The sequence below is a fragment of the Gemmatimonadota bacterium genome (assembly GCA_016704275.1).
Classification (GTDB): Bacteria; Gemmatimonadota; Gemmatimonadetes; order Gemmatimonadales; family GWC2-71-9; genus Palsa-1233.
Window position 1 is genome coordinate 279,721 of the sequence record JADJAK010000001.1, and the last position, 20,292, is coordinate 300,012.

At 69.2% G+C, this 20,292-nt stretch carries 19 protein-coding genes; 12 read left to right on the top strand and 7 right to left on the bottom strand.

Annotated features, from left to right (window positions below; translation table 11 throughout):
- Position 1 precedes the first annotated feature (1 nt).
- From IPG05_01320 to IPG05_01345, 6 genes are all read right to left on the bottom strand, one after another.
- Positions 2 to 649 (bottom strand): HAD-IA family hydrolase, encoded by a 648-nt coding sequence (locus IPG05_01320; protein ID MBK6493741.1) that lies wholly within the window; start codon positions 647 to 649, stop codon positions 2 to 4.
- Positions 600 to 2,813, bottom strand: coding sequence for a DEAD/DEAH box helicase (locus IPG05_01325; protein ID MBK6493742.1), 2,214 nt, complete (start codon positions 2,811 to 2,813; stop codon positions 600 to 602). Before IPG05_01325 ends, IPG05_01320 begins: the two co-directional genes overlap by 50 nt.
- Positions 2,770 to 5,691: an N-6 DNA methylase gene (locus IPG05_01330; protein MBK6493743.1), complete on the bottom strand. Its 2,922-nt coding sequence runs from the start codon at positions 5,689 to 5,691 to the stop codon at positions 2,770 to 2,772. The genes IPG05_01325 and IPG05_01330 overlap by 44 nt, the downstream gene beginning before the upstream one ends.
- A 120-nt stretch (positions 5,692 to 5,811) precedes the next feature.
- Positions 5,812 to 6,561: a hypothetical protein gene (locus IPG05_01335; protein ID MBK6493744.1), complete on the bottom strand. Its 750-nt coding sequence runs from the start codon at positions 6,559 to 6,561 to the stop codon at positions 5,812 to 5,814.
- An 83-nt stretch (positions 6,562 to 6,644) separates the two neighbouring features.
- Entirely contained in the window at positions 6,645 to 7,775 is a 1,131-nt protein-coding gene (locus tag IPG05_01340) for a glycosyltransferase (GenBank protein ID MBK6493745.1), read from the bottom strand.
- 9 nt (positions 7,776 to 7,784) lie between these two features.
- Positions 7,785 to 8,276, bottom strand: coding sequence for a hypothetical protein (locus IPG05_01345; protein MBK6493746.1), 492 nt, complete (start codon positions 8,274 to 8,276; stop codon positions 7,785 to 7,787).
- 108 nt (positions 8,277 to 8,384) lie between these two features.
- Here IPG05_01345 and IPG05_01350 point away from each other — a divergent pair, with 108 nt between their 5' ends.
- The 11 genes from IPG05_01350 to IPG05_01400 all read left to right on the top strand — a co-directional run bounded on the left by IPG05_01350 (position 8,385) and on the right by IPG05_01400 (position 19,189).
- Positions 8,385 to 9,344 (top strand): LD-carboxypeptidase, encoded by a 960-nt coding sequence (locus tag IPG05_01350; protein MBK6493747.1) that lies wholly within the window; start codon positions 8,385 to 8,387, stop codon positions 9,342 to 9,344.
- Positions 9,344 to 10,183 (top strand): dienelactone hydrolase family protein, encoded by an 840-nt coding sequence (locus IPG05_01355; protein ID MBK6493748.1) that lies wholly within the window; start codon positions 9,344 to 9,346, stop codon positions 10,181 to 10,183. Before IPG05_01350 ends, IPG05_01355 begins: the two co-directional genes overlap by 1 nt.
- Positions 10,183 to 10,764 carry a CoA pyrophosphatase gene (locus IPG05_01360; GenBank protein ID MBK6493749.1) on the top strand — a complete coding sequence of 194 codons (582 nt, stop codon included), beginning with the start codon at positions 10,183 to 10,185 and terminating at the stop codon, positions 10,762 to 10,764. Before IPG05_01355 ends, IPG05_01360 begins: the two co-directional genes overlap by 1 nt.
- 75 nt (positions 10,765 to 10,839) lie before the next feature.
- A complete protein-coding gene (locus tag IPG05_01365; protein MBK6493750.1) occupies positions 10,840 to 12,096 on the top strand; it encodes a hypothetical protein in 1,257 nt (418 codons plus the stop codon).
- Positions 12,097 to 12,245: 149 nt separating this feature from the next.
- Positions 12,246 to 12,932: a metal-dependent transcriptional regulator gene (locus IPG05_01370; GenBank protein ID MBK6493751.1), complete on the top strand. Its 687-nt coding sequence runs from the start codon at positions 12,246 to 12,248 to the stop codon at positions 12,930 to 12,932.
- A gap of 29 nt (positions 12,933 to 12,961) precedes the next feature.
- Positions 12,962 to 14,299, top strand: a complete 1,338-nt coding sequence (locus tag IPG05_01375; GenBank protein MBK6493752.1) for an Nramp family divalent metal transporter — start codon at positions 12,962 to 12,964, stop codon at positions 14,297 to 14,299.
- Entirely contained in the window at positions 14,287 to 15,027 is a 741-nt protein-coding gene (locus IPG05_01380; GenBank protein MBK6493753.1) for a transporter, read from the top strand. The genes IPG05_01375 and IPG05_01380 overlap by 13 nt, the downstream gene beginning before the upstream one ends.
- A 40-nt stretch (positions 15,028 to 15,067) precedes the next feature.
- On the top strand, positions 15,068 to 15,901 hold the full coding sequence (locus IPG05_01385; protein ID MBK6493754.1) for an FtsX-like permease family protein: 834 nt from the start codon (positions 15,068 to 15,070) through the stop codon (positions 15,899 to 15,901).
- Entirely contained in the window at positions 15,898 to 17,091 is a 1,194-nt protein-coding gene (locus tag IPG05_01390; protein ID MBK6493755.1) for an ABC transporter permease, read from the top strand. The genes IPG05_01385 and IPG05_01390 overlap by 4 nt, the downstream gene beginning before the upstream one ends.
- Positions 17,088 to 17,759, top strand: coding sequence for an ABC transporter ATP-binding protein (locus tag IPG05_01395; GenBank protein ID MBK6493756.1), 672 nt, complete (start codon positions 17,088 to 17,090; stop codon positions 17,757 to 17,759). The genes IPG05_01390 and IPG05_01395 overlap by 4 nt, the downstream gene beginning before the upstream one ends.
- Positions 17,759 to 19,189: a hypothetical protein gene (locus tag IPG05_01400; protein MBK6493757.1), complete on the top strand. Its 1,431-nt coding sequence runs from the start codon at positions 17,759 to 17,761 to the stop codon at positions 19,187 to 19,189. Before IPG05_01395 ends, IPG05_01400 begins: the two co-directional genes overlap by 1 nt.
- Here IPG05_01400 and IPG05_01405 read toward each other — a convergent pair.
- On the bottom strand, positions 19,186 to 19,686 hold the full coding sequence (locus tag IPG05_01405) for a DinB family protein (GenBank protein MBK6493758.1): 501 nt from the start codon (positions 19,684 to 19,686) through the stop codon (positions 19,186 to 19,188). The two genes, IPG05_01400 and IPG05_01405, sit on opposite strands and share 4 nt — an antisense overlap.
- A gap of 64 nt (positions 19,687 to 19,750) precedes the next feature.
- Between IPG05_01405 and IPG05_01410 the strand changes: the two genes are divergently transcribed.
- Positions 19,751 to 20,170, top strand: a complete 420-nt coding sequence (locus IPG05_01410) for a nuclear transport factor 2 family protein (protein MBK6493759.1) — start codon at positions 19,751 to 19,753, stop codon at positions 20,168 to 20,170.
- The last annotated feature ends 122 nt before the right edge of the window (positions 20,171 to 20,292 follow it).

The window sequence follows — 20,292 nt, forward strand, 5'->3', positions numbered from 1 at the left end:
CCTACAGCCCCAGCAATGCGAGGAGATCGGCAGGGGCGCTGCAATAGAAATCGGGTGCCGATTCCTCGAGATGCGTACGGTCGAACGGCCCCCACGTCACGCCGACAGTCTCGACACCGGCCGCGCGCCCGCTGTAGACGTCGTGGTGCGAATCCCCCACAAAGAGGCACCCCGCCGTCGGCATGCCCAGCCGCGCCAGCGCCTGCTCCACCGGCTCGGCGTGCGGCTTGGGGTGGGTCACGTCATCGGCCCCGACGATCAACTCGATTGCCTCCATCAGGCCGACCAACGACAGCCCCCGCTCGGCACCGTAGCGGTTCTTGCTGGTCACCAGCGCCGTGCGATACCCCGCCGCCCGAATCTGTCGAACCATGTCGACCACGCCGGGATACGCCGTCACCCGGCTGTCGTGGTTGTCGAGGTTGTACTCGCGATAGGTGGCGATCCAACGCTCCATCGTCGCGGGGTCGCTGGTCCACGCCCCGAAGATGCTGCGGAGCGGCCGCCCCATCCCCGCAAGAATCTCCTGACGGGTGACCGCCGGCAGGTCGTGCACCGCAATGGTGTGCAGGTAGCTGTCGACGATCAGGTCGACGGAATCAATCAACGTCCCGTCGAGGTCGAATAGAATGGTCTGGTAGGTCCGCATCCGGGCAACGTAGTGGCCGACCGCCGGAACGGAAGAGGACGACGCCGACCGCGCGCGCCACATAGGGACCGACCGGTGTCGCGGGGGGTGCCTCGTGATGGATGAGCACGGTGTCATCGGCCGTGGCGAGCGCTTCGATCCGCAGTCGGTCTCCCAGCGTTGGCGCTGCCGTGCACCACCGGAGGGTCGCCTCGAGACGGGCGATCGTGGCGGCATCGCGATGCCAGGCCGCGATCCGCGCGAGGCGATGGATGCGGGCCACCAATCGCGGGGGCCCCCAGCTGGCCCGACGATGCGCCTCCCGCACGGCCCAGCGCATCGCCGAGTCGACGATCTCGTGCACCATGACGTCGGTCATCGCAGCTGCGCCATCCTCCGTGCATCGCCCGGTGTCCGGCATCCCCTCCGGGTGCGCCGTCCAGTGGCCGTGTCCCGAGCGCAACAACGTCAACACGCCGCGTCGCCCATTGCCGAGGTCGTTAACCTCGACGACCACCAGGTCCGACGCGAGCGCGGCGGCCGGAGGATGGACGATGGCGCAGGGGATGCCGGGCGCCGATTGCCCTCGAGAGGGTGCCGCCACCGTGAGCGAGTCCAGCCAGCGTGCCGCCAGCGCGCCCTTGCGAGCGACCCGAACGAGATTCGCCAGCTCCGCCTCGATGGGAGGCGTCGGCAGGCGGAGCACCAGGGCCACCTCGGCGTGCTGCTGCCCGAGCCGCAGCAGCCGCCCCTCGCGTTGGGCCATCCGAGTCGCCGTCCAGGGGAGGTCGACATGCACCAGCCGACCGGCAGCCTGCAGGTCGAGCCCCTCGGCCGCGACATCGGTGGTGACCAACTGGGTGGGCGTGGTTCGAAGGAGCTGCCAACTGTTCCGCTCCGGTCCAAACGCTGCCAACACGGTGTCGCGCCGCATCCGATGCGGACCGATCCCGGCTGCATCACCCGTCACCCAGGCGGTGCCCTCTCCCCATGCCGTTCTGAGCAGTGCCGCCGTGGCCCGATGGCGCGTGAACCAGACCGTGGGGACGCCGGTGGCGTGGAGGCGAAGTGGCTCCAGCCACGCTGCGTCGGCCGGGGCGAAGGCCGCGAGGATCGCGTCGAGTCGCGGAAGGTCCTCCACCGGGAGCGGGACGGGATCACTCGGCGCACCAACCAGGTCCCACCAGACAAGCTGGTCGAGGGCCTCGCCTGCAAAGCGGCGCAGCGTTACCCGATCGCCACCCCCGGCATCGCGTGCCTGCGCCAGCAAGGCACGGTATCGGCGCAATGCTTCGCGGAAGGCCAGGTCACTCGACGCCGCGGCATCGAGCAACACGACGGCCAGCAGTCGGCTCCACGCCGACCGATGGCGCTGGGTGAGGCGGCGGACGATCGCGACTGCACGCTCGCCGCGCGCCACCTCCGCGGCGCTGGCCTCGGTCTGCTCGGCACGCGCCGGGTGTGCCACGCTGGCACTCGCCTCGGTGCGAATGACAACGCGCTGCAGGGCCACGGGCGCATCGACCAATGTGCAGAGCGCGCCGAGGGACGGGATGCCGTCGAGTCGTAGCCCGTCCTCGGCGAGGAAGAGGCGCAGCAAGGTCACCAGATCGTCGAGCCGGTTGACGATCGGTGTGGCGGTGAGCAGCAGCAGCCGACGACCGCGAAGCCAGGGCGCCAGCGTCGTGACGCGACGGGTGGCGGGTTCGCGCAGACGATGCGCCTCGTCGACGATCACCAGCTTCGCGTCGACCGAAGGCAATCGACCGCGCGAGAGTCGTTCATGCGACCACCAGTTGATCGCGACCCCGCTGCGGGCAGCCGCCGTGCGCCATTGTCCTTCGAGGATGGCCGGGCCGATCACGACGGTCGGCCGTCGCTCCATTTGCGCGACCGCGAGCGCGATCCACGTCTTGCCGGCACCGACCGGCTCCGCCAGGACGGCGCCGTGCCACTCTGCCAACGCGGTGTGGGTGCGCTGAAAGGCCGCATGCTGTTGCGGCAGCAGAAACGCCGGCACGGCCGCGCCCGCCGCGGTCGGGCGCGAGGCCTCGCGCCACGCGCGTTCGACCTCGCCGCAAGCCGCTGTGCGCGTCGTGATCGGCGCCATCGCCAGCGGCCGGGAGAGCTCCGCGAGCGCCTCAGCGACGACGCGTGGCCAGCGGGGCGAGTGCGGTGCGGTCATGGTGATTGAGTCCCAGCAGATCGGCGACGACGTCATCGATCGCGGCGAATGCGCCGGCATCGGTGAGTGGGTGCCGCAGCAGCGGATGGTGTGCGGCCGCCGCGACCCAGGGCACCTGGCCGACGGTGCGGGCGCCGAACCGTGCGGCGCCACCGGCGGCCGGCTCGGCGGACAACCTGGCCATCGCGCGAATGGGTGCGCTGTTGAGCCAGGCCGCGACGGCGTGGGAGGTGGCGGCATCGGGCAAGGCCAGGACATAGCAACTGTTGAGTGGAATGGCGGCGGGGTCGAGGAGCGTGGCCGCCTCGAGGCATGGCGCGAGATCTCCCCAGACGACTCGGTGCGCCGCCGTCGCAGCGCGTACGCGGAAGAGGCGCCACCAGGGGCCGTCACGAAAGTCACTGCGGCGCCTGAGTCGGTCGCTGAACGGGTGCAGGTGTTCGGCGACAGGGAGTGGCAGCCGCGCCCACGGCTCGCCGCGGGCATCGGCCGGCCAGAGCAGCCGTTGGGTCGGACGCGCAGCGAAGGCCCGGACATCACGCCCACGAACCGCAGCACGACACCACTCGGCGAGCGCGATCGGCGGATCGACGAAGGCGGCGTTGACGCCCGTCTTGACGCCGAGCTGCGGGGGAAACACCGAGGCCAGGACGTCGTGACGCTGGGCCAGTTGGCGCGCCACCGCGTGCGCATCGGGCGTGGTCAGCAGCCAGGGGCCGTCGGTGGCCCACGATGCCTGCGCGTGTTGGTCGGCGGCCACATCGAGACCGAGCCGCACCTGCTGGGTCGGAGGCGCGACGGCCTTCGATGCGATCAACGCCAGCGGATAGGTGGTGGCATCGAAGCCGGCGCGCGGGTCGTCGCCGAGGTCCGCCACGACGTGCAGCGTGTGACGCTGGCCAAGCGCCGCGCGCGCTGCGGTCGCGTAGGTTGCCGTCGAGAGTTTCGCCGGCACGAGCAGCGCCAGAGTCCCCTCCGGGGCGAGCAGCGACATTGCCCGTTCGACGAAGGCAACCGAGAGATCCGGTGCGTGCGCGTACCCCGCGGTGCGCGTCGTCCGCCACCAGCGATAGCGCGCGGCGAGCGCTCGCCGCGTGTCGGCCGGGATCCGTTCGGCCCGCACCCACGGCGGGTTGCCGACGACCAGGTCGAAGCCGCCGCGCACCGAAAGCACCGGCGCGAAGGCGGTCGTCAGCGCGAAGGGGAGCGCGGCCGTGCCCGAGGCGACCCGCCGAAGTTCCCGCCGGACGGCGCGGTGCGCGTCATGCAATGCCGTGAGTTGCCGTCGGTCGGCGGCGCGCACCGGCGTGACATCGCCGAAGAGGCTCGGTGCGCGTTGCGCAAAGACGAGATCACGAATCGCGCGATCAAGCGACGCTTCCCGTTCTCCCAACGCCTCCACCAAGGCGGCGGCCTCGGCGCGCTGCAGTGCCCGCAGCCGCGCGCGCTTCTCGTTGCCATGCGCACCCGCCACGCGGAGCTGCGCCACTCGGAGTCGCTGCACCAGCCTGGTGCCGAGCGGCGGCAACTCGGGGTCAAGCAGCGCATCGCCGGCACGAATAGCGGCGTCGAGGTTCGGAAGGGGCCGCACCCGGTCGGTCGCCGAGCCTCGCGTGGCCCGCAGCACCTCGAGCCAGAGGCGCATCTCGGTCAGCCGGACGGCGGCAGGATTCCGGTCGACGCCGAAGAGTCGACGGGTGACCAGGCGATGCACGAGGCGACGGTCCCGTGGCCCCGGACCATGCAGGAGATCGAGAGCCCCCACGAGGAAAGCGCCGGAGCCGACGGCGGGGTCGAGGACCGTGGTGTTGTGCAGGGCGGATTGGAGGGCCGGGTCGGGCGCGTCGAGGGCGTCGCCGATGTCCGATTCGCGGCGGGCCAGGCGGTTGGCGAGGTGCGGGATCAACGCCTCGCGCAGCAGGGCACGCACCAGGGTCGGCGGCGTGAAGAACGTCCCGTCGCGCTTGCGCTCCTCCGGGGCCATGACGCCTTCGAAGACGCGGCCGAGCATCTCCGGCGTGATGCGCCCATCGAGCTCGTCGTGGTCGAGGGTGACTTCGGTCCGGAGCACCAGCTGCTCCACGGCACGCCGCCAGAACTCGACGGGAAGGTGCATTGCCAGGCGCTTCTCGAGTGGATGCGGTTCGAACAGTCCGCCATTCAGGAACGGAATGCGGCCGAAGCTCCGTGCGAGGCGGGAGCGCGCGGCGACCGGCCGGTTCAGCGTCCCGAAGAAGAGCGGCGCCAGCAACTGGCGCTGGGGATCGCGACTGTGCGCCAGGCAGTCCTCGAAACGATGCGCGAGGAAATCGAGATCGCCGTCGAGCCATCCCTCGCTCTCGACGAAGCGCAGGAAGAGAAGTCGGGTGAGCTGGAGGAGCGCCCAGGCGTGGCGCGACTCTGCCGCGACCCGCGCCGGAAGCCGTGCGATGGCATCGTCGAGCAGGTCGCGCATCGCGGCGAAGGTCCGTCGCCCGGCGGCATCGACGTCGAGCGCCTCGGCACAGCGGAGCGCCGTGTCGAGCGCCCCTCCCTCACCACGCGCCACCAACCTCGCGAGGCGGCGCAGCGGCAGCGGATCGTCGTCGCGTGGTGCAATCGCGATGACGCGCACCGGCTCGATGGTGACCGTGATGAAGCTGGCGCTGCTGGCCGGATGGTCGGTGAAGAGGAGGCCGAGCGCGCCGCGTCGGGCGAGCAGTCGCGCCAGTCGCCGGCTCTCGGCGCCATCGGCGGTGCCACTCCAGCAGGGCAGGCCGGCGAACGCGCCGACTTCGAGCAACGCCTCGTGGGAGGCGGGAACCGGGAGGACGCAGGCCGCGCCACCAAGTCGGTGGACGAGCGCCGTGTGTCGGGCAGTGGGGGAGAAGGCGGACATGCGGCGATGATGGCGGCTGCCTACCTCGCCACGCGGCATGCCTGAGCGCAGCGCCGACCCCGGAAACGCAAACCGCCGCCAAGCAGGGCTCGGCGGCGGTCGGTGGGGCGTGTCGTTGGTTCAGGGGATCGGATTGATTGAGATCTTTGTCGTGCCCTTGATCGTCATCTGCATTGTCCCCATCGCCATGACCATGTCCGTGATGGTGTCGGAGTTCATCCGAACGAGCGGGCCCCGCGACCGGGTGACCAGATGCTGCGTGCCGCTCGTGGTGCCGGACATCTTCCCCATCGGGGTCTCGACCTCCATGAGGCCGGTTTGGTCGGCGTCGAGGACTCGGCCGCCGGCCTCCATGCTGCTCACCTTCCATTTGGAAATCGTCGTGACCTTGCTGCTGCCCGCCGCCAACGCGGTGTCGACCACCGTCGTGTCCGTCCAGCTGTCGCCGACCTTCGCGGTCGGCTTCGGCACGGTGAAGAGCGCCGCGATCGCGCCGGCGAGGCTGAGGACGGGAACCGAGCTGGCCGACGGGGTCATGTCGCTCGCCGGCTTGCCGTCCTTCACGAAGAAGTGAAAGAAGACGCCAGCCGGGACTTCGGTCATCTCGGGGCCAAGCATCGCCATCGCCTCGCCGCCATCCATGCCGGCCGAGTCAACGGTGATGTGGGCCACCTGGCCACCGGCACTGTCGGTGAGCCGGAGGGTGATCAGCGCGGTAGTGGTGATCGTCACCGTCTGACTCGGCTGGCCCAGGGCGGAGGCGTCCACTTCCTGATTGGAGATGGACACGATCCGGTAGCGGAACGAGTCTGCCGGGGCGATCGTCGCCGGTGGGGCAGTGAACAGCGTGAACAGCATCGGGAGCAGCATCGGCATCCTCGGAGCAGGGCGGATCTGGGACAGGGTCACCGGAAGGGTACCCCGGCGCGGGTCCGGGGGCCACTTGGTGGCGGCTACAGCGGCTCGCCCACCTGATAGGTCCGCCCGCGCCATTCCACCCGTCTTGCGCCACGTCCGATCGAACGCAGGGTGATTCCAATCGCCATGAGCGCGCCCAGCGGGTAGCCGAGCGCGTAGCGGATGGGGATCTGCATGCCGAAGGCGATCATCGCCCAGAACAGCAGCGAGATGCCGATCGCCACCTTGGCCGCCTCGGGCGCCACGCCGGTGGCCAGGGCGAGGAATGGCAGCAACCAGAAGAGCAGTGCAAGCACCAGTGACCACGGCGCGAAGGCGCGCAGCAGCGGTCGGTTGCCCGCCGATTGTCTGGTGCCGAGGTAGAGGTTCTTCGACCATCCCTCGACCAGCTCGCCGAGGGTGCGGTACATCCGCGTCGCGATGAGGGTGTCGCCGAACATCAATCGGAGCCGCTTGCCGGCGCGGAGGAAGGTCTGCGCCAACGCGAGGTCCTCGACCACCTCGCCCTGCACCGCGGCGTGGCCACCGATCTCGTCGTACGCGGTCCGGCGCACCAGAATGAACTGGCCGTTCGCGACCAGCTGATGCGGCTTGGTGGCGCGGTTGACGCGCGACGGCGGATAGCGGAAGCCGAGCGGCACCCAGATCTGGGGCATGATGATCCGCTCCCAGAAGGTGACGCAGCGCTGGTGTGTGATCAGTGTGAGCAGGTCGGGCGCGTCCCGCTCCATCGCCCCGATGGCGTGACCGAGCAGCGCCGGAGCATGTTCGGTGTCGGCATCGGTGAAGAGGAGATACTGGCCGGTGGCGGCGGCCGCCCCCTGATGACACGCCCACGGTTTGCCCAGCCATCCGGCGGGCAACTCGGCGCCATCGATCAGGCGGAGTCGCGGCTCGGTGGCCGCGATCGCCGCGACCTTCGCCGCGGTGTCATCGGTCGAGCGATCGTCGACGACCAGCAATTCGAAGGAGGTGTACTGGCTCGCGAGGATCGAGCGCACCACCGTTTCGATGATGGCCGATTCGTTGCGCGCGGGGATGATGATCGACACCGGGATGCCGTCGACCGACGGGGCGAGTGCCAGGTCGGGCGATCGCTTGGCAAGCGGCACGACCCCGGCGAAGGGAAGGGCCCAGGCCAGGCCGGGCCACCACTCGGCGATCATCGCGATCGCCTAGCGGCGCGTGGTGATGCCGGCCAGTTCGAGTTCGAGGGCCTCGAGCTGCCGTGCGCTGTCGTCACCGTTGGTCTCGGTGAGCGGTTGGGTGTTGCGATCGGTCATGAGGAGCGATGCGACGAGGGCGTCGGTGTAGCCGACGACGGCCTGCGCGATCCCGCGATCGATGATGGCGCTGAGTCGCAGGAAGACGGCCACGGCCCGCCGCGGGCGCAACGCCGCGACCAGGGCGCCGATGTGCTTGATCAGGAGGAGTCGCAGCTGCTGCAGTTCCTCCACGACTTCGCCAGCCGCCAACCCGCGCGCCGCCGCGATCCGGCCGTAGTGCTCGGTCACATGCTGCCACACCGGCTTGGCTTCCCGGCGCAGGGGGCCTAGCATTGCAATCAGGGTGTCGAGGATCAGACGCGCCTGCCGTTCGACCACGGGACGCGGAATGTTCGTGGAACCGGGGCGCTCGGTGAGCCAGTCGGCCCACTCGGGGATCATCGCATCCCGGGCGTCAAGAATCGCTTTTGCAGCGGCCAGCTGGGTCGGGTGGGACGAACGCAGGCGTCGTCTCCTCTAAAGGGTGCCCCAATCGTAATCGGAGCAGCAATGCAACAACAGCCGATCCTCCCGCCGCGCCTCGGTCCCGGGGCCCGCATTGCCCTGGTGGCGCCTTCGGGTCCGTTACTGGAGCGTGACGACCGCACCCGTGCCGAGTCGCTCTGCCACGCGCTCGGCTTCGAGCCCGTCGTGCTGCCGCATGCGGAACGCGCCTACGGCTACCTCGCCGGGACGGACGAGGAGCGATTGGCCGACCTGAACGCCGCACTGACGAGTCCGCAGTACGATGCCGTCTGGTGCCTTCGGGGCGGCGACGGGATGAATCGCATCGTGGCGGGCGTCGACTTCGCCGGCTTCGCGCGCGCGCCAAAGCCGGTGATCGGATTCTCGGACATCACGGTGTTGCTGTTGGCCCTCTGGCGCGAGACCGGCGTCGTCTCCTTCCATGGTCCCGTGGCGCGGGAGCCGATGCCGGGACTTGCGCGGCGCAGCTTTGAGGCCGTGCTCACGCGGGCCACGCCCGCTGGTGCCCTCGAATTGCCCGCGCCGCCCGCCGATGTGTTGCTCCCGCAGGAAGGGCGCGTGGTCACACTCGCGTCAGGCCGCGCAGAGGGCCGCCTGGTTGGCGGCAACCTCACACTGCTGCAGTCGCTCATTGGCACGCGCTTCGCAGCCGATCTCCGCGGCGCCATTCTCTTCCTCGAGGATGTCAACGAGGATCTCTATCGCATCGACCGGATGTTGGCGCATCTCCGTCTCGCCGGAGTGTTCGACGGCGTCGCCGGAGTGGCCATCGGCCAGTTCACTGATTGTCGCCGGGCAACGCCCGATGGCGGGCTCGGGCTCGATGCCGTCCTCAGCACCTACTTCGCGTCTCTCGGTGTGCCGGTCGTCATGGGGCTGCCGATCGGCCACATCGCCGCGCAGTGGACCATTCCGGTCGGCGTGCGCGCGTCACTCGATGCGGACAGCGGCGCACTCGCGCTGCTCGAGGCCGCGGTTCGTTGATGGCGACTCCGACCCTGACACGGCATCAGCTGGACGGCGCGCTCGGCGAGATCCTCGTTGACGTACGCGCCGCTTCACGCACCACGGCACAACCGGCGGTGCTGCTGTTGCACGGCTTCAAGGGGTTCAAGGACTACGCCTTTCTCCCGGTCTTCGCCGAGCGACTGGCGCGGGCGGGATTCGTGGCCATCACCGCCTCGGTGAGCGGGGCGGGCGTCGATGCGGCGGGTGACTTTACGCGGCTCGAGCGGTTCGCCTCCAACACCTATTCGAAGGAACTCGACGACCTCGAACGCGTCGTCGGCGCGCTGCACCGCGGCGAGCTGCAGGTCGCGCCACCGACATCGATTGGTGTCGTGGGCCACTCGCGCGGTGGCGGGATGGCATTGCTGCTGGCCCGCGAGACACCGGCGGTGGCTGCGGTCGTCACCTGGGCCGGAATCGGCAAGGTCCGCCGCCACACCGACGCCGAGCTGGAGGCATGGCAACGCCTCGGCACCATCACCATCCTGCATCAACGGCTTCGCATTCGCTTGCCGCTGCACTACGACGTGGTGGCCGATTGCCTGGCGCACGAGGATGGCCGACTGAGCATTCCCGAGGCGGCGCGCACGCTCGGTCGGCCCTGGCTGCAGGTGCACGGCACCGCCGACACGACGGTGACGCTGGCCGAGGCGAATGCGCTGGCGGAACATGCCGGCGACGCGTTGACGGAGCGGCTCATCCTCGAGGATGCCGATCACACCTTCGGCACCAAACATCCGTGGGGCGGTGCGTCGCCGGCGATGGACGAGGTGTTTGACGCGACCACCCGTTTCCTTGCGCGGCACCTCCGCTAGTGTCGGCGTTGCTCGATCGCCTCTTCGCCGAGTTGTCGCAGCAGGCACCGGTCCGGGTCGATCTCCCCGATCATCCGCACGCGGCGGTCGCACTGCTGCTGGCGCCGGATCCTGATCGGCTGCTGCTGATTCGCCGCGCGGACCGCGCCGGTGATCCGTGGTCGGGGCAACTCGCATTGCCGGGTGGACGGCGCGAGCCGCACGACGTCGACTTGCTGCACACGGCGATTCGAGAGACTGCAGAAGAGACCGGATTGCACCTCGATCGGCAGTGGCATCGCGCCGATCTCGACGACCTCGCCCCGATGACACCGGTGCTTCCGCCGATCGTGGTGCGCCCCTTCGCATTTCAGCTCGCAGAGGCCCTCGCGGCGGGGCTCAGCGCAGAGGTCGCGGGCGTGGCCTGGGTACCGCTGGCGACGCTGGCGGCCCCTGAGGTCTATCGCGAGGCCGAGATCGAGGTACGCGGCGTGCCGCGAACGGTCCGAGGCTATCACCTCGAGGGCGGGTTGCTCTGGGGGATGACCGAGCGGATCGTGACCCCGATCGTTGCGCGCTGGCGGGCCATCAGCGGACGGTAAGGATCGGTCACGGCAGCAACCCTTCCCCAGTCATGCGCATCCAACGTCAGATCCCCCTCTCACGTGGAGTGCGCCGTGTCGCTTCGTCCTGCCCTGATGGCTGCCGTTGTGCTCCTTGCTGCGTGTGGGGGAGATGGGGCAAAGGGATCGGTTGATCCCGCCGGCCTCGTCACCGTCATCGACTCGACCGCCGACACCGTCTCCGCCAGCACGGCGGGTGATGTGCCGGTCGCCGCTGTTCGCACGCTCGTCCAGGAGATGGCGATCGCACCGGGGCTCGACGATACCACACTCTTCACCGACGTCCGTGAACTGAAGGTTGATGGCCAGGGGCGGATGTGGGTCTACGACCCCGGGCCCAAGCAGATCCTGCTCTTCGGTTCGACGGGGTCGCTGCTTAAGCGGATCGGCCGGAGCGGTGCCGGCCCCGGCGAGTTCGCGAGCGATGGCGGGATGGCGGTCCTTGGCGACAGCGGACTGGCGATCTGGGATTCCCAGAATGCGCGGATCACCTTCATCGACAGCAGCGGCAGCTACACCCATTCCTGGCCGACCCCCGGCGGCTTCAACACCTTCGCCGGGTTGATCACCGACCGCACCGGTGCCCTCTTCATGAAGCGGCCGGTGACGCCACCGCGCGAGGGGGAGATCCTCGGGCGGATGGGGCTGGTGCGCCTCAAGGACGGTGGTGCGTTCGCCGACTCGAGCGCCGCCCCCGACCTGATCGTGCCGCGCGAGAGCTACGTCGCGAGCAGCAAGGGCAACACGTCATCGACCTCATCCAATTACGCGCCGCAGTACTACTGGGCGTGGCACCCGCAGGGCTACTTCCTCGCGGCCGACGGCGGGAAGTACGAGATCATCGTTGCGCGCAACAACGCGAAGCCACTGGTGATCCGCCGCAGCCCCGGCCCTGTGCCGGTGGCGGAGGAGGAGCGCGACATCGAGAAGGCCGGGATCACCCACAACATGCGCAATGTCGAGCCGGGGTGGAGCTGGCGCGGGCCGGCCCTGCCGAGCAACAAGGCGCCGATGATGGGGCTCAGCGTCGCGCGCGATGGCCGGATCTGGGTCAAGGTGGCGGTCGCCTCGGAGGAGATCCCCGAGGCGGAGCGGTCCACGCCCGATGATTCGCTGGCACCGGTGACCAAGCACCGAACCCCGTCGGTTTACGAGGTCTTCGAACCCACCGGTCGCTTCCTCGGCCGCGTCGCCTTCCCGCCGAGGGCCCGCTTCGCCGAGGCCGAGGGGGACCTGGTCTGGGCGATCGTCCGGGATGCGGATGATGTGCCGGCGGTGGTGCGGTTCAAGGTGGGGCCGGGGTTCAAGTGACGTGACCAGTGACCAGTGACCAGTGACCAGTGACCAGTGACCAGTGACCAGTGACCAGTGACACCCTGGTGACTGGTTACAGGTTACGGGTTACTCCGGCAGGCCTCGCCCCTACTTGACATTCGTCTGCCCAATACCGAAAGTTAGGCATGACGAAATTCAATCCTCGGGACCTCACAATTTCTGGTGAGGACTACCTCAAGGCCATTTACCAGCTCTCCGAGGCCGGTTCCCCGGCCACCACGACCGGCATCGCCGAGGCGTTGGCGCTGACGGCACCCTCGGTGAGCGGGATGGTCAAGCGGTTGGCCGACGCCGGGTTGTTGGAGCACCTCCCCTACAAGGGCGTGACCCTGACGGCGGCCGGGCGGCAGGCCGCCCTCCGGATGTTGCGCCGGCACCGGTTGATCGAGGCCTATCTGGTCTCCTTCCTCGGCTACGGCTGGGACACCGTCCACGACGAGGCGGAACGGCTTGAGCATGCCGTCTCCGATGATCTCGTGAACCGGATGGCCGAAGCACTCGGGCACCCCACCGTCGATCCGCATGGCGATCCGATCCCCTCGGCGGACGGCCTGGTCGTCGAAGTCTCGTCGATGCCACTCCCCGAGGTGCCCGTCGGCGCGACCGTGGTGATTGCCCGGGTCGATTCCGGATCGGCCGAGCGACTCCGCTGGTTGGCGGAGGCCGGGCTGGTCCCTGGGGCGACGATCACCGTGATGGCACAGCAGCCTTTCAGCGGCCCGATCACGCTGCAACTCGGTGATGCCGACCGGATCGTCGGGCACGACCTCGCGGGGCACCTGCTCTGCACCGCGGCGGAGGACGCCCGATGAGCAGCATTCCTGCACCCTCGGCGCCCACCATGCCCGGGCCCGATGATGGCTGGCGCCTCACGCGCACCACGCGCTCGCTCCCGGAGTCGCACCACACCGTCACCGTCCCCGAGGGCGCCCCGTGGTGGCGCAAGGCACTGGCCTTCGCGGGGCCGGGGTACATGGTGGCCGTTGGCTACATGGACCCGGGCAACTGGGCCACCGACCTCGCCGGTGGCGCGCGCTTCGGCTACACGCTGCTCAGCGTCATCCTGATGTCGAACCTGATGGCGATGCTGCTGCAGACCTTCGCGGTCAAGCTCGGGATCGTGACCGGACGCGACCTGGCGCAGGCGTGTCGCGATCACTTCTCGCGCCCCGTCTCCTTCATGCTCTGGGTCCTTTGCGAGATCGCAATTGCCGCTTGCGACCTTGCCGAGGTGATCGGTTCCGCGATCGCGCTGAACCTGCTCTTTGGAATTCCGCTCGTGTACGGCGTGGTTCTCACCGCGCTCGATGTCCTCCTGATCCTGATGCTGCAGCAGAAGGGCTTCCGCTGGCTGGAGGCCTTCGTGATCGCGATGGTCGCCACGGTCGGCATCTGCTTCGCCGCCGAGATGTGGTTCTCGCGGCCGGAAATGGCGGGCATCCTGAAGGGGCTCGTCCCGACCACGCAGATCGTCACCAACCCGGCGATGCTCTACATCGCGATGGGGATCCTCGGCGCGACGGTGATGCCGCACAACCTCTACCTGCACTCCGCCATCGTCCAGACGCGGAAGGTGGCGAACAGCCCGGAGGCGAAGCGCGAGGCGATCAAGTGGGGCACCATCGACTCGACCGTCGCGCTCTTCCTGGCCTTCCTGATCAACGCGGCAATCCTGATCCTCTCGGCGGCCACATTCCACGGCACCCCCCACGAGGGGGTCGCCGACATCGGTGACGCCCACGCGCTGCTGTCGCCACTGCTCGGCACCACGCTCGCCTCGACGCTCTTTGCCGTGGCACTGCTGGCGTCGGGCCAGAACTCCACCGTGACCGGGACGCTCGCCGGGCAGATCGTGATGGAAGGCTTCCTCGACATCCGCCTCCCGGCGTGGTTGCGCCGACTGATCACCCGCCTGATCGCCATCGTGCCGGCCGTGATCGTCACGGCGATGTACGGCGAGCACGGCGCGGGGAGCCTGTTGATCCTGTCGCAGGTGATTCTCTCGCTGCAGCTCTCTTTTGCGGTGATCCCGCTGGTCTGGTTCACCTCGTCAAAGGCCAAGATGGGCGGCTTCGTGAATCGACCGCTCACGATCGCGGTGGGTTGGACGGTGGCGATCGTGATTGCCGTGCTCAACGTCTGGCTCCTGATCGGAACGGTGCGCGAATGGGCGGCGTAACCCGTCGGGTGCTCGGTGCACTGTTGCTCGGTGCGGCCCCGCTCACCGCGCAGGCGCGCGCGCCGATCGAAACCGACCGGCCGGACTTTACCGAGTCGAGTGCCACGATTCCGAAGGGGCGCTGGCAGCTCGAGACCGGCTACACGGTCCAGCGTGCGCAGGGAACGAGTCATTCGCTGCCCGAGTCGCTGCTGCGTGCCGGAATCAGTTCGCGTGTGGAGCTCCGCCTCTCGCAGAATCTCTCGGCGACCGGCGGGGCGCTCTCCTTCGAGGATCTCACGGTTGGCGCCAAGCTCTCGCTCGGGGGCCAGCAGGGCGCGCGCCCCGAACTCGCCCTGCTGGTCCAGACCACCGTCCCCACGGGCGGCTCGCGGGTGACCGCCACCACGATGCTGCCCAGCGCCGTGCTCCTCGCAGGGTGGGAACTGGGTGGCCGATGGTCGGTGGGCGGGAGTGCGATCGCCGGTCGCGAGGTCGACAATCACCTTGAGTTGGCGGGGTCGGCGGTCGTGGGCTACACCCTGACTGATCGGTGGCGCAGCTACGCCGAGGTCTTCACGATCCAGCCCGTGTCGGGCAATGGCGGCGAGCGGGGCGAGTCGTACCTGAATGGCGGTCTGGCGCACCTCGTCACGCCGATGGTGCAGGTGGACGTACGCTTCGGGGCAGGAATCGGAGGTGGAGCCGCGCGCTATTTTGGCGGGGTGGGGCTCTCGCTCGGCTGGTAACGGTCTGAACTCTGCCGCGCCGAGCGGGTACCTTGCCATCATGCTCCGCCGCGCTGCCTCCTGCCTCATCCTGCTGACGGTCCTCTGGACCGGTCGTGCCACGGCGCAACGGATCGGGATCGCCATCGAACAGCGCCTGGCTGAGGCGAGTGGTCTCTCGGTGGGCGACACCCTCTCGGTCTCGAGTCCGAACGGCGGCGCGCGCCGTCCTGCCGTGGTCGCCGCGATTGTCGAGCCGCGCGCCGATCCGGCCACGATCCTTCGCAAAGAGTATCGCGTCCGTTTCCATCTGGCCGACCTCGCCGAGCTGCTCGGTCAGCCGGACCGGATCGACCGCGCCGCCATCCTGCTGCAACCGGGCGTCGATCCGAATAGCGCCCGCGCATTGCTGGGTCGGACCGCCTTCGGCTACGAGCTGCACGGGACCGCCGCTCTCGCGTCGAGTTCCTCGACGACCTTCCTCGTCGTCTCGCGCTTTCACCGTGCCATCGCGATCATCTCGGTGCTCGCGTCGGCGATCTTCCTCCTCTGCCTGATGTTGCTCAAGGTCGATGCGCGCCGGCAGGATGTGGCGATGCTCCGCTTCATCGGCATCTCGCGCCGCACGGTGTTCATCGCCCTGCTCCTCGAGGCGGGGGTCATCGCCGCCGTCGGCGGCGTACTTGGCATCGGCATCGCGGCCATCGCGAGCGCGGCGGTGAACGCCTTCTACCAGCAGACCTTTGCCACCACGCTGATCTTCTCGCTGCTCACCTGGCGGACGATCCTCGAGGCCGCGTCGCTCGGGTTGGTGCTCGGCCTCGGTGCCGGTGCACTCGCCGCGTGGCGTCTGGTGCGCCTCCCGCCGCTGGTGTTGTGGGGGCGCGCCGGATGATGACCTGGCGGTGGGCCATCCGTGATCTGCTGCGCCATCCGACCCGCAGTGCCCTCTCGCTGCTCGGCGTGGCGGTGGCGGCCGCATTGCTGCTCGACATGGTGATGCTCAGTGGCGGGATCGAACGGTCCTTCGGCGAATTGCTGCGGAGCCGGGGCTACCAGCTGCGGATCTCGCCGCTCGGCACGCTGCCGTTCGACACCGAGGCGACCCTTGGTGACGTCACCACCCTCACGGCCGCACTGCGCCGCGACACCACCGTCCGGGAAGTCGCGCCGGTCCTGGGCACGACGATGCAGGGGAGTCATGATGAATCCTCGGCATCGCTGGTGACCTACGGCATCACGCCGACGTCGCAAGGCATCTACGCGCTCGAGTCCGGCGAGGACCTCGGGGTCGATGATTCCCTCGGCATCCTCCTGGGCGCACCTGCCGCGGCACGCCTTGGCGCGATCGTCGGCGATACCATCGTCATGCGCGGGCGCCTCGACCCGCAGATGGCGAATGCCGGCGCCGAGCGTCGGTTCGTGGTCCGAGGGATGGTGCGCTTTCTCTACGACGCGCGCGATCAGCCGTCGGTGGCCGTTGCGCTGGCCGCGGCGCAACGCCTGGGCGGTCCCGAGATCACCGATCGTGCCTCGGTGTTGATGGTGCGTGTCGATGAGGCGAGTGACCTCACCCTCGTCACCGCACGGCTCCGCGTGGCGCACGTCGAAGTCGCGGTCAACAGCATCGATGACCTCGTGGCGCAGTTCCGCCTGCGGCTGACCTACTTCCGGCAGCTGTCCTTGATCCTCGGCTCGATCTCGCTGGTGGTGACCGTGCTGCTGGTGGGGACGCTGCTGGCGATCACGGTGAACGAGCGCAGCGGCGAGATCGCCACCCTCCGTGCCATCGGCGTGGCGCGCGAGCATGTCGCGTTGCAGGTGGTGGTGCAGGGGTTGCTGCTGACCGTGCTCGGCGGTGCCGCAGGGATGGTGCTCGGCCTCGGCACCGCCCGCTGGCTCGATGCCATCCTGACCTCGTTCCCCGGCCTCCCCGCGGCGATCTCCTTCTTCGTGGCCGAGCCCGCACCGCTGGCGATTGCGGCGGCCACCCTCCTGGTGACCGGTGTGCTGGCCGGATTGCCCTCGGCGTGGCGCGCCGCGTCGACCCCGATCGCCGCCGCCCTTCGGAGTGACGCTCCATGACCACCGTGCTGGATGCTCGCGACCTTGTACGCCGTCACGCGCTGGAGGGTGGCGAGGTCACCGCCCTCCGCGGCGTCTCGCTGCAGGTGCAGGCGGGTGAGTACGTCGCCATCGTCGGTCCCTCCGGGAGCGGCAAGTCGACGCTGCTCACGCTCCTGGGTGGGCTGGATCTCCCCACCAGCGGCACGGTGGCAATTCTCGGCACTTCGCTCAGCGCCTTGCCAGACCGGGCGCTCACCCGGCTGCGGCTGGAACGGATCGGCTTCGTCTTCCAGCGATTCCATCTGCTGCCGGTACTGACCGCCCGCGAGAACGTCGAACTCCCGATGGCCGAGATGGGCGTGACGCCTGCCTCGCGACGGGCACGTGCCGAGGAATTGCTGGCGTATGTCGGACTGGCCGAGCGAGCGAGGCATCGACCGACGCAACTCTCCGGCGGCGAGATGCAGCGCGTCGCGATCGCGCGGGCCCTCGCGAACCGACCGGCGATCCTCCTCGCCGACGAGCCCACCGGGGAGCTTGATGCCGCCACGGGTCGCGAGATTCTGGCGCTCTTTCGCCGCCTGCACGCCGACGGGACCACGTTGGTGGTGGTGACCCACGACGAGCGGGTGACCAGCGAAGCGAGTCGAGTGGTGCGGATGCTCGACGGGCGGATCGTCGACTGATGCGCTGGACGCTGGCCCTCCGCCACCTGCTGGTGCGCCCCGGCCGTGCCGTGGTGCTGCTCGGCGGCTACGCCATTGGCGTGGCGGTGATGATCGTGCTGCTGTCGGTCGGGACGGCGATGCTGGAGCAGTCGCGCGACGTCGCACTGGTCGGTGGTGGCGACCTGACGGTGCTGCCGGAGGGGCTCGACCTCGAGGCGATGCGGACCGGCGGGATGACGGGGCTCTTCTTCGGCATCGACCGGGCCCGCTTCGTCACGCGCGAATTGCTCGGTGGCGAGCGCCATCGGGCGACCGTCGCCGCCGTGGCCCCGGTGCTCGAGCGGAAGTGGGTCCTACTGCATATCGGCGACTCGACCTGGACGGTGCGGGCGGGCGGCGAGCTGCCGGAGGCGATGCGAAAGGTCGGTGGTGCCGACGCGGTCGTGGCCGGGGCATGGCAGGATGCGCCGCGGGACTCGGCGTGGCTGCGCCCGACGGCGCAGGGCTACTTCGATGAGCTCGACCACTTTCATCGACCCATCGAGCGCGATTCGACCTGGGCCGAGTGGCATTACGTGAATCTGGTGGTGAGTCCCGAGGAGTGGTGGTACATCACCTTTCTCGTCGGCGGCGACGTGAACGGTACGCGCTGGGGCGGGCAGTTGCTCGTGACGAGGCGCCGCCCCGATGGCGTGCACGAGCGTTTCGTGAGCGAAGTGCCGGGGAGCGCGGTCCGCTTCGACACGACGCGCGCCGATGTGACGATCGGGGCGAATACCATCACGCAACGTGACGGCGTCTACGAACTGCGCGGGAGCGCCGGGGCCACGCGCTTTCGGATCGTGCTGCGACCCGACCGGCACCGGCAGTTCCCCGCCGTCGAGCTGAGCGGTGGTGAGTTCCGCTCTGGCTACGTGGTGCCGGCGGTGACCGCGCGCGCCGACGGCGAGCTCTGCACGTCGGCGGGCTGCCGAGTGGTGCGCGACATCGCGGCCTACCATGATCACAATTGGGGCAGCTGGCGCGAGGTCACCTGGGAATGGGGCACTGCGCGTGGGGCGACCCACGCGCTCCTCTACGGCGGGGTGCGGCAGGGCGCCGCGCCGGCGGCTCGCGGCAGTGCTCCGTACTTCCTGGCACTGCTCGACACGCTCGGCGTGGCGCAGGTCTACCGCTTTCGCGACGTCCGCGGCTTCGGTGCCCGGCCGGTCGCGACGTATCCCGGGGTGACGTCGCCGGACTCGCTGCTGATCGTCGCCACGCGGCGCGACGACACCCTGCAGGTGCGCGTGCGCATTCTCGACGTGCACGCCACGCGGCCCCCGAATGGCGGGGGCCGCGTCTTCCTGCAGATGCGTGGTGCGTGGTCGGTGGTGGGGCGGGCGGCCGGCGTCGTCGTGGCCGACAGCGGCCTGGGCTTCTTCGAGCGGTGGGTGGCGGCGCCCTAGACCTCGATCTGCGGCAGGTGGCGATCAACATGTGTCGCCGCGAGCAGGAACCACTGGCCGATGTCGAGCGGGCCGAGGATCGGGTGTGTCATGTGATGGGCGTCCCATGGCACGTCGAGCGTGCGCGCCAGGTTGATCGTCGTGATGCGGCGCTCGCGAAAGAGCACCAGCGCCTCGTGGACCGAGTGGAAGCGACCAGTGGGTGCGACGACATCCGGTGCAACCAGGGCGCGTGTCACGGTACCGGCACCGGCGATGACGCTGTCCATCTGACGGGTGCGCAGGTCGGTCGCCGCCGCGCCGCTGGCGGCCGTCACCGACTTGTGGATCCCGCGCTCGACCACGACGAGATGCTCCAAGGTATCCATCGGCGACCACCGCTCCGGCGTCGGGCGAACGGTTGCCTTGGCCTCGTCGAGCCGGGACACCACCCGCTCCAGGTGACGGAGGCTGGCCTCCAGGGCGGCCACCACGGCGGTGCGATCCATCGGGTCCACGGCACGACTCCTTGATTCTGGTCTGACGGAATCTAGTTGCTGACGACGGGTGTAGCTTTCCGAGATGTCCGACATCACACCGAACGAGCCGGCCGATTTCCGCGCGATTGGCCGCAGCCTGACCGACACGCTTGCGAAGGGATGGGAGAAGGGTCGGATCGACCTGATCATGACCGTCTTCAACGACGAGGCGGTCTTCGTCGAAACCCCCTTTTCCCAACCGCTCAGGGGTGTGGTCGCCATTCGGCAGTGGATGAGCGACATCCCCTACGCCCAATCCGAGACCACCTTTCAGACCGGCGAGATCTATACCGCCGGACCGTGGTTTTCGACCGAGTTCACCCTGCGCTTCCGCCGTCGCAAGACCGGCCAGTGGGTCGAGGCGCGCGGCGCCTTCTTCGCCGAGACGGACGGGGAATTGATCACCGAGCTGCGGATGTTCTGGCACCGGTGGAATGGTGGGCAGGAGACGTCGCTGCCGTAGCAGGCGTCCCGAGTTCCGGCGAGCTGTCCCGGGAAACGGACACTCGCCCCAGTCCAATTCTCCTAAGTTGTTGTCTCACAACGAGCTGGCTGTGGCACGGATCTGGTAAGGTATGGGCAGGG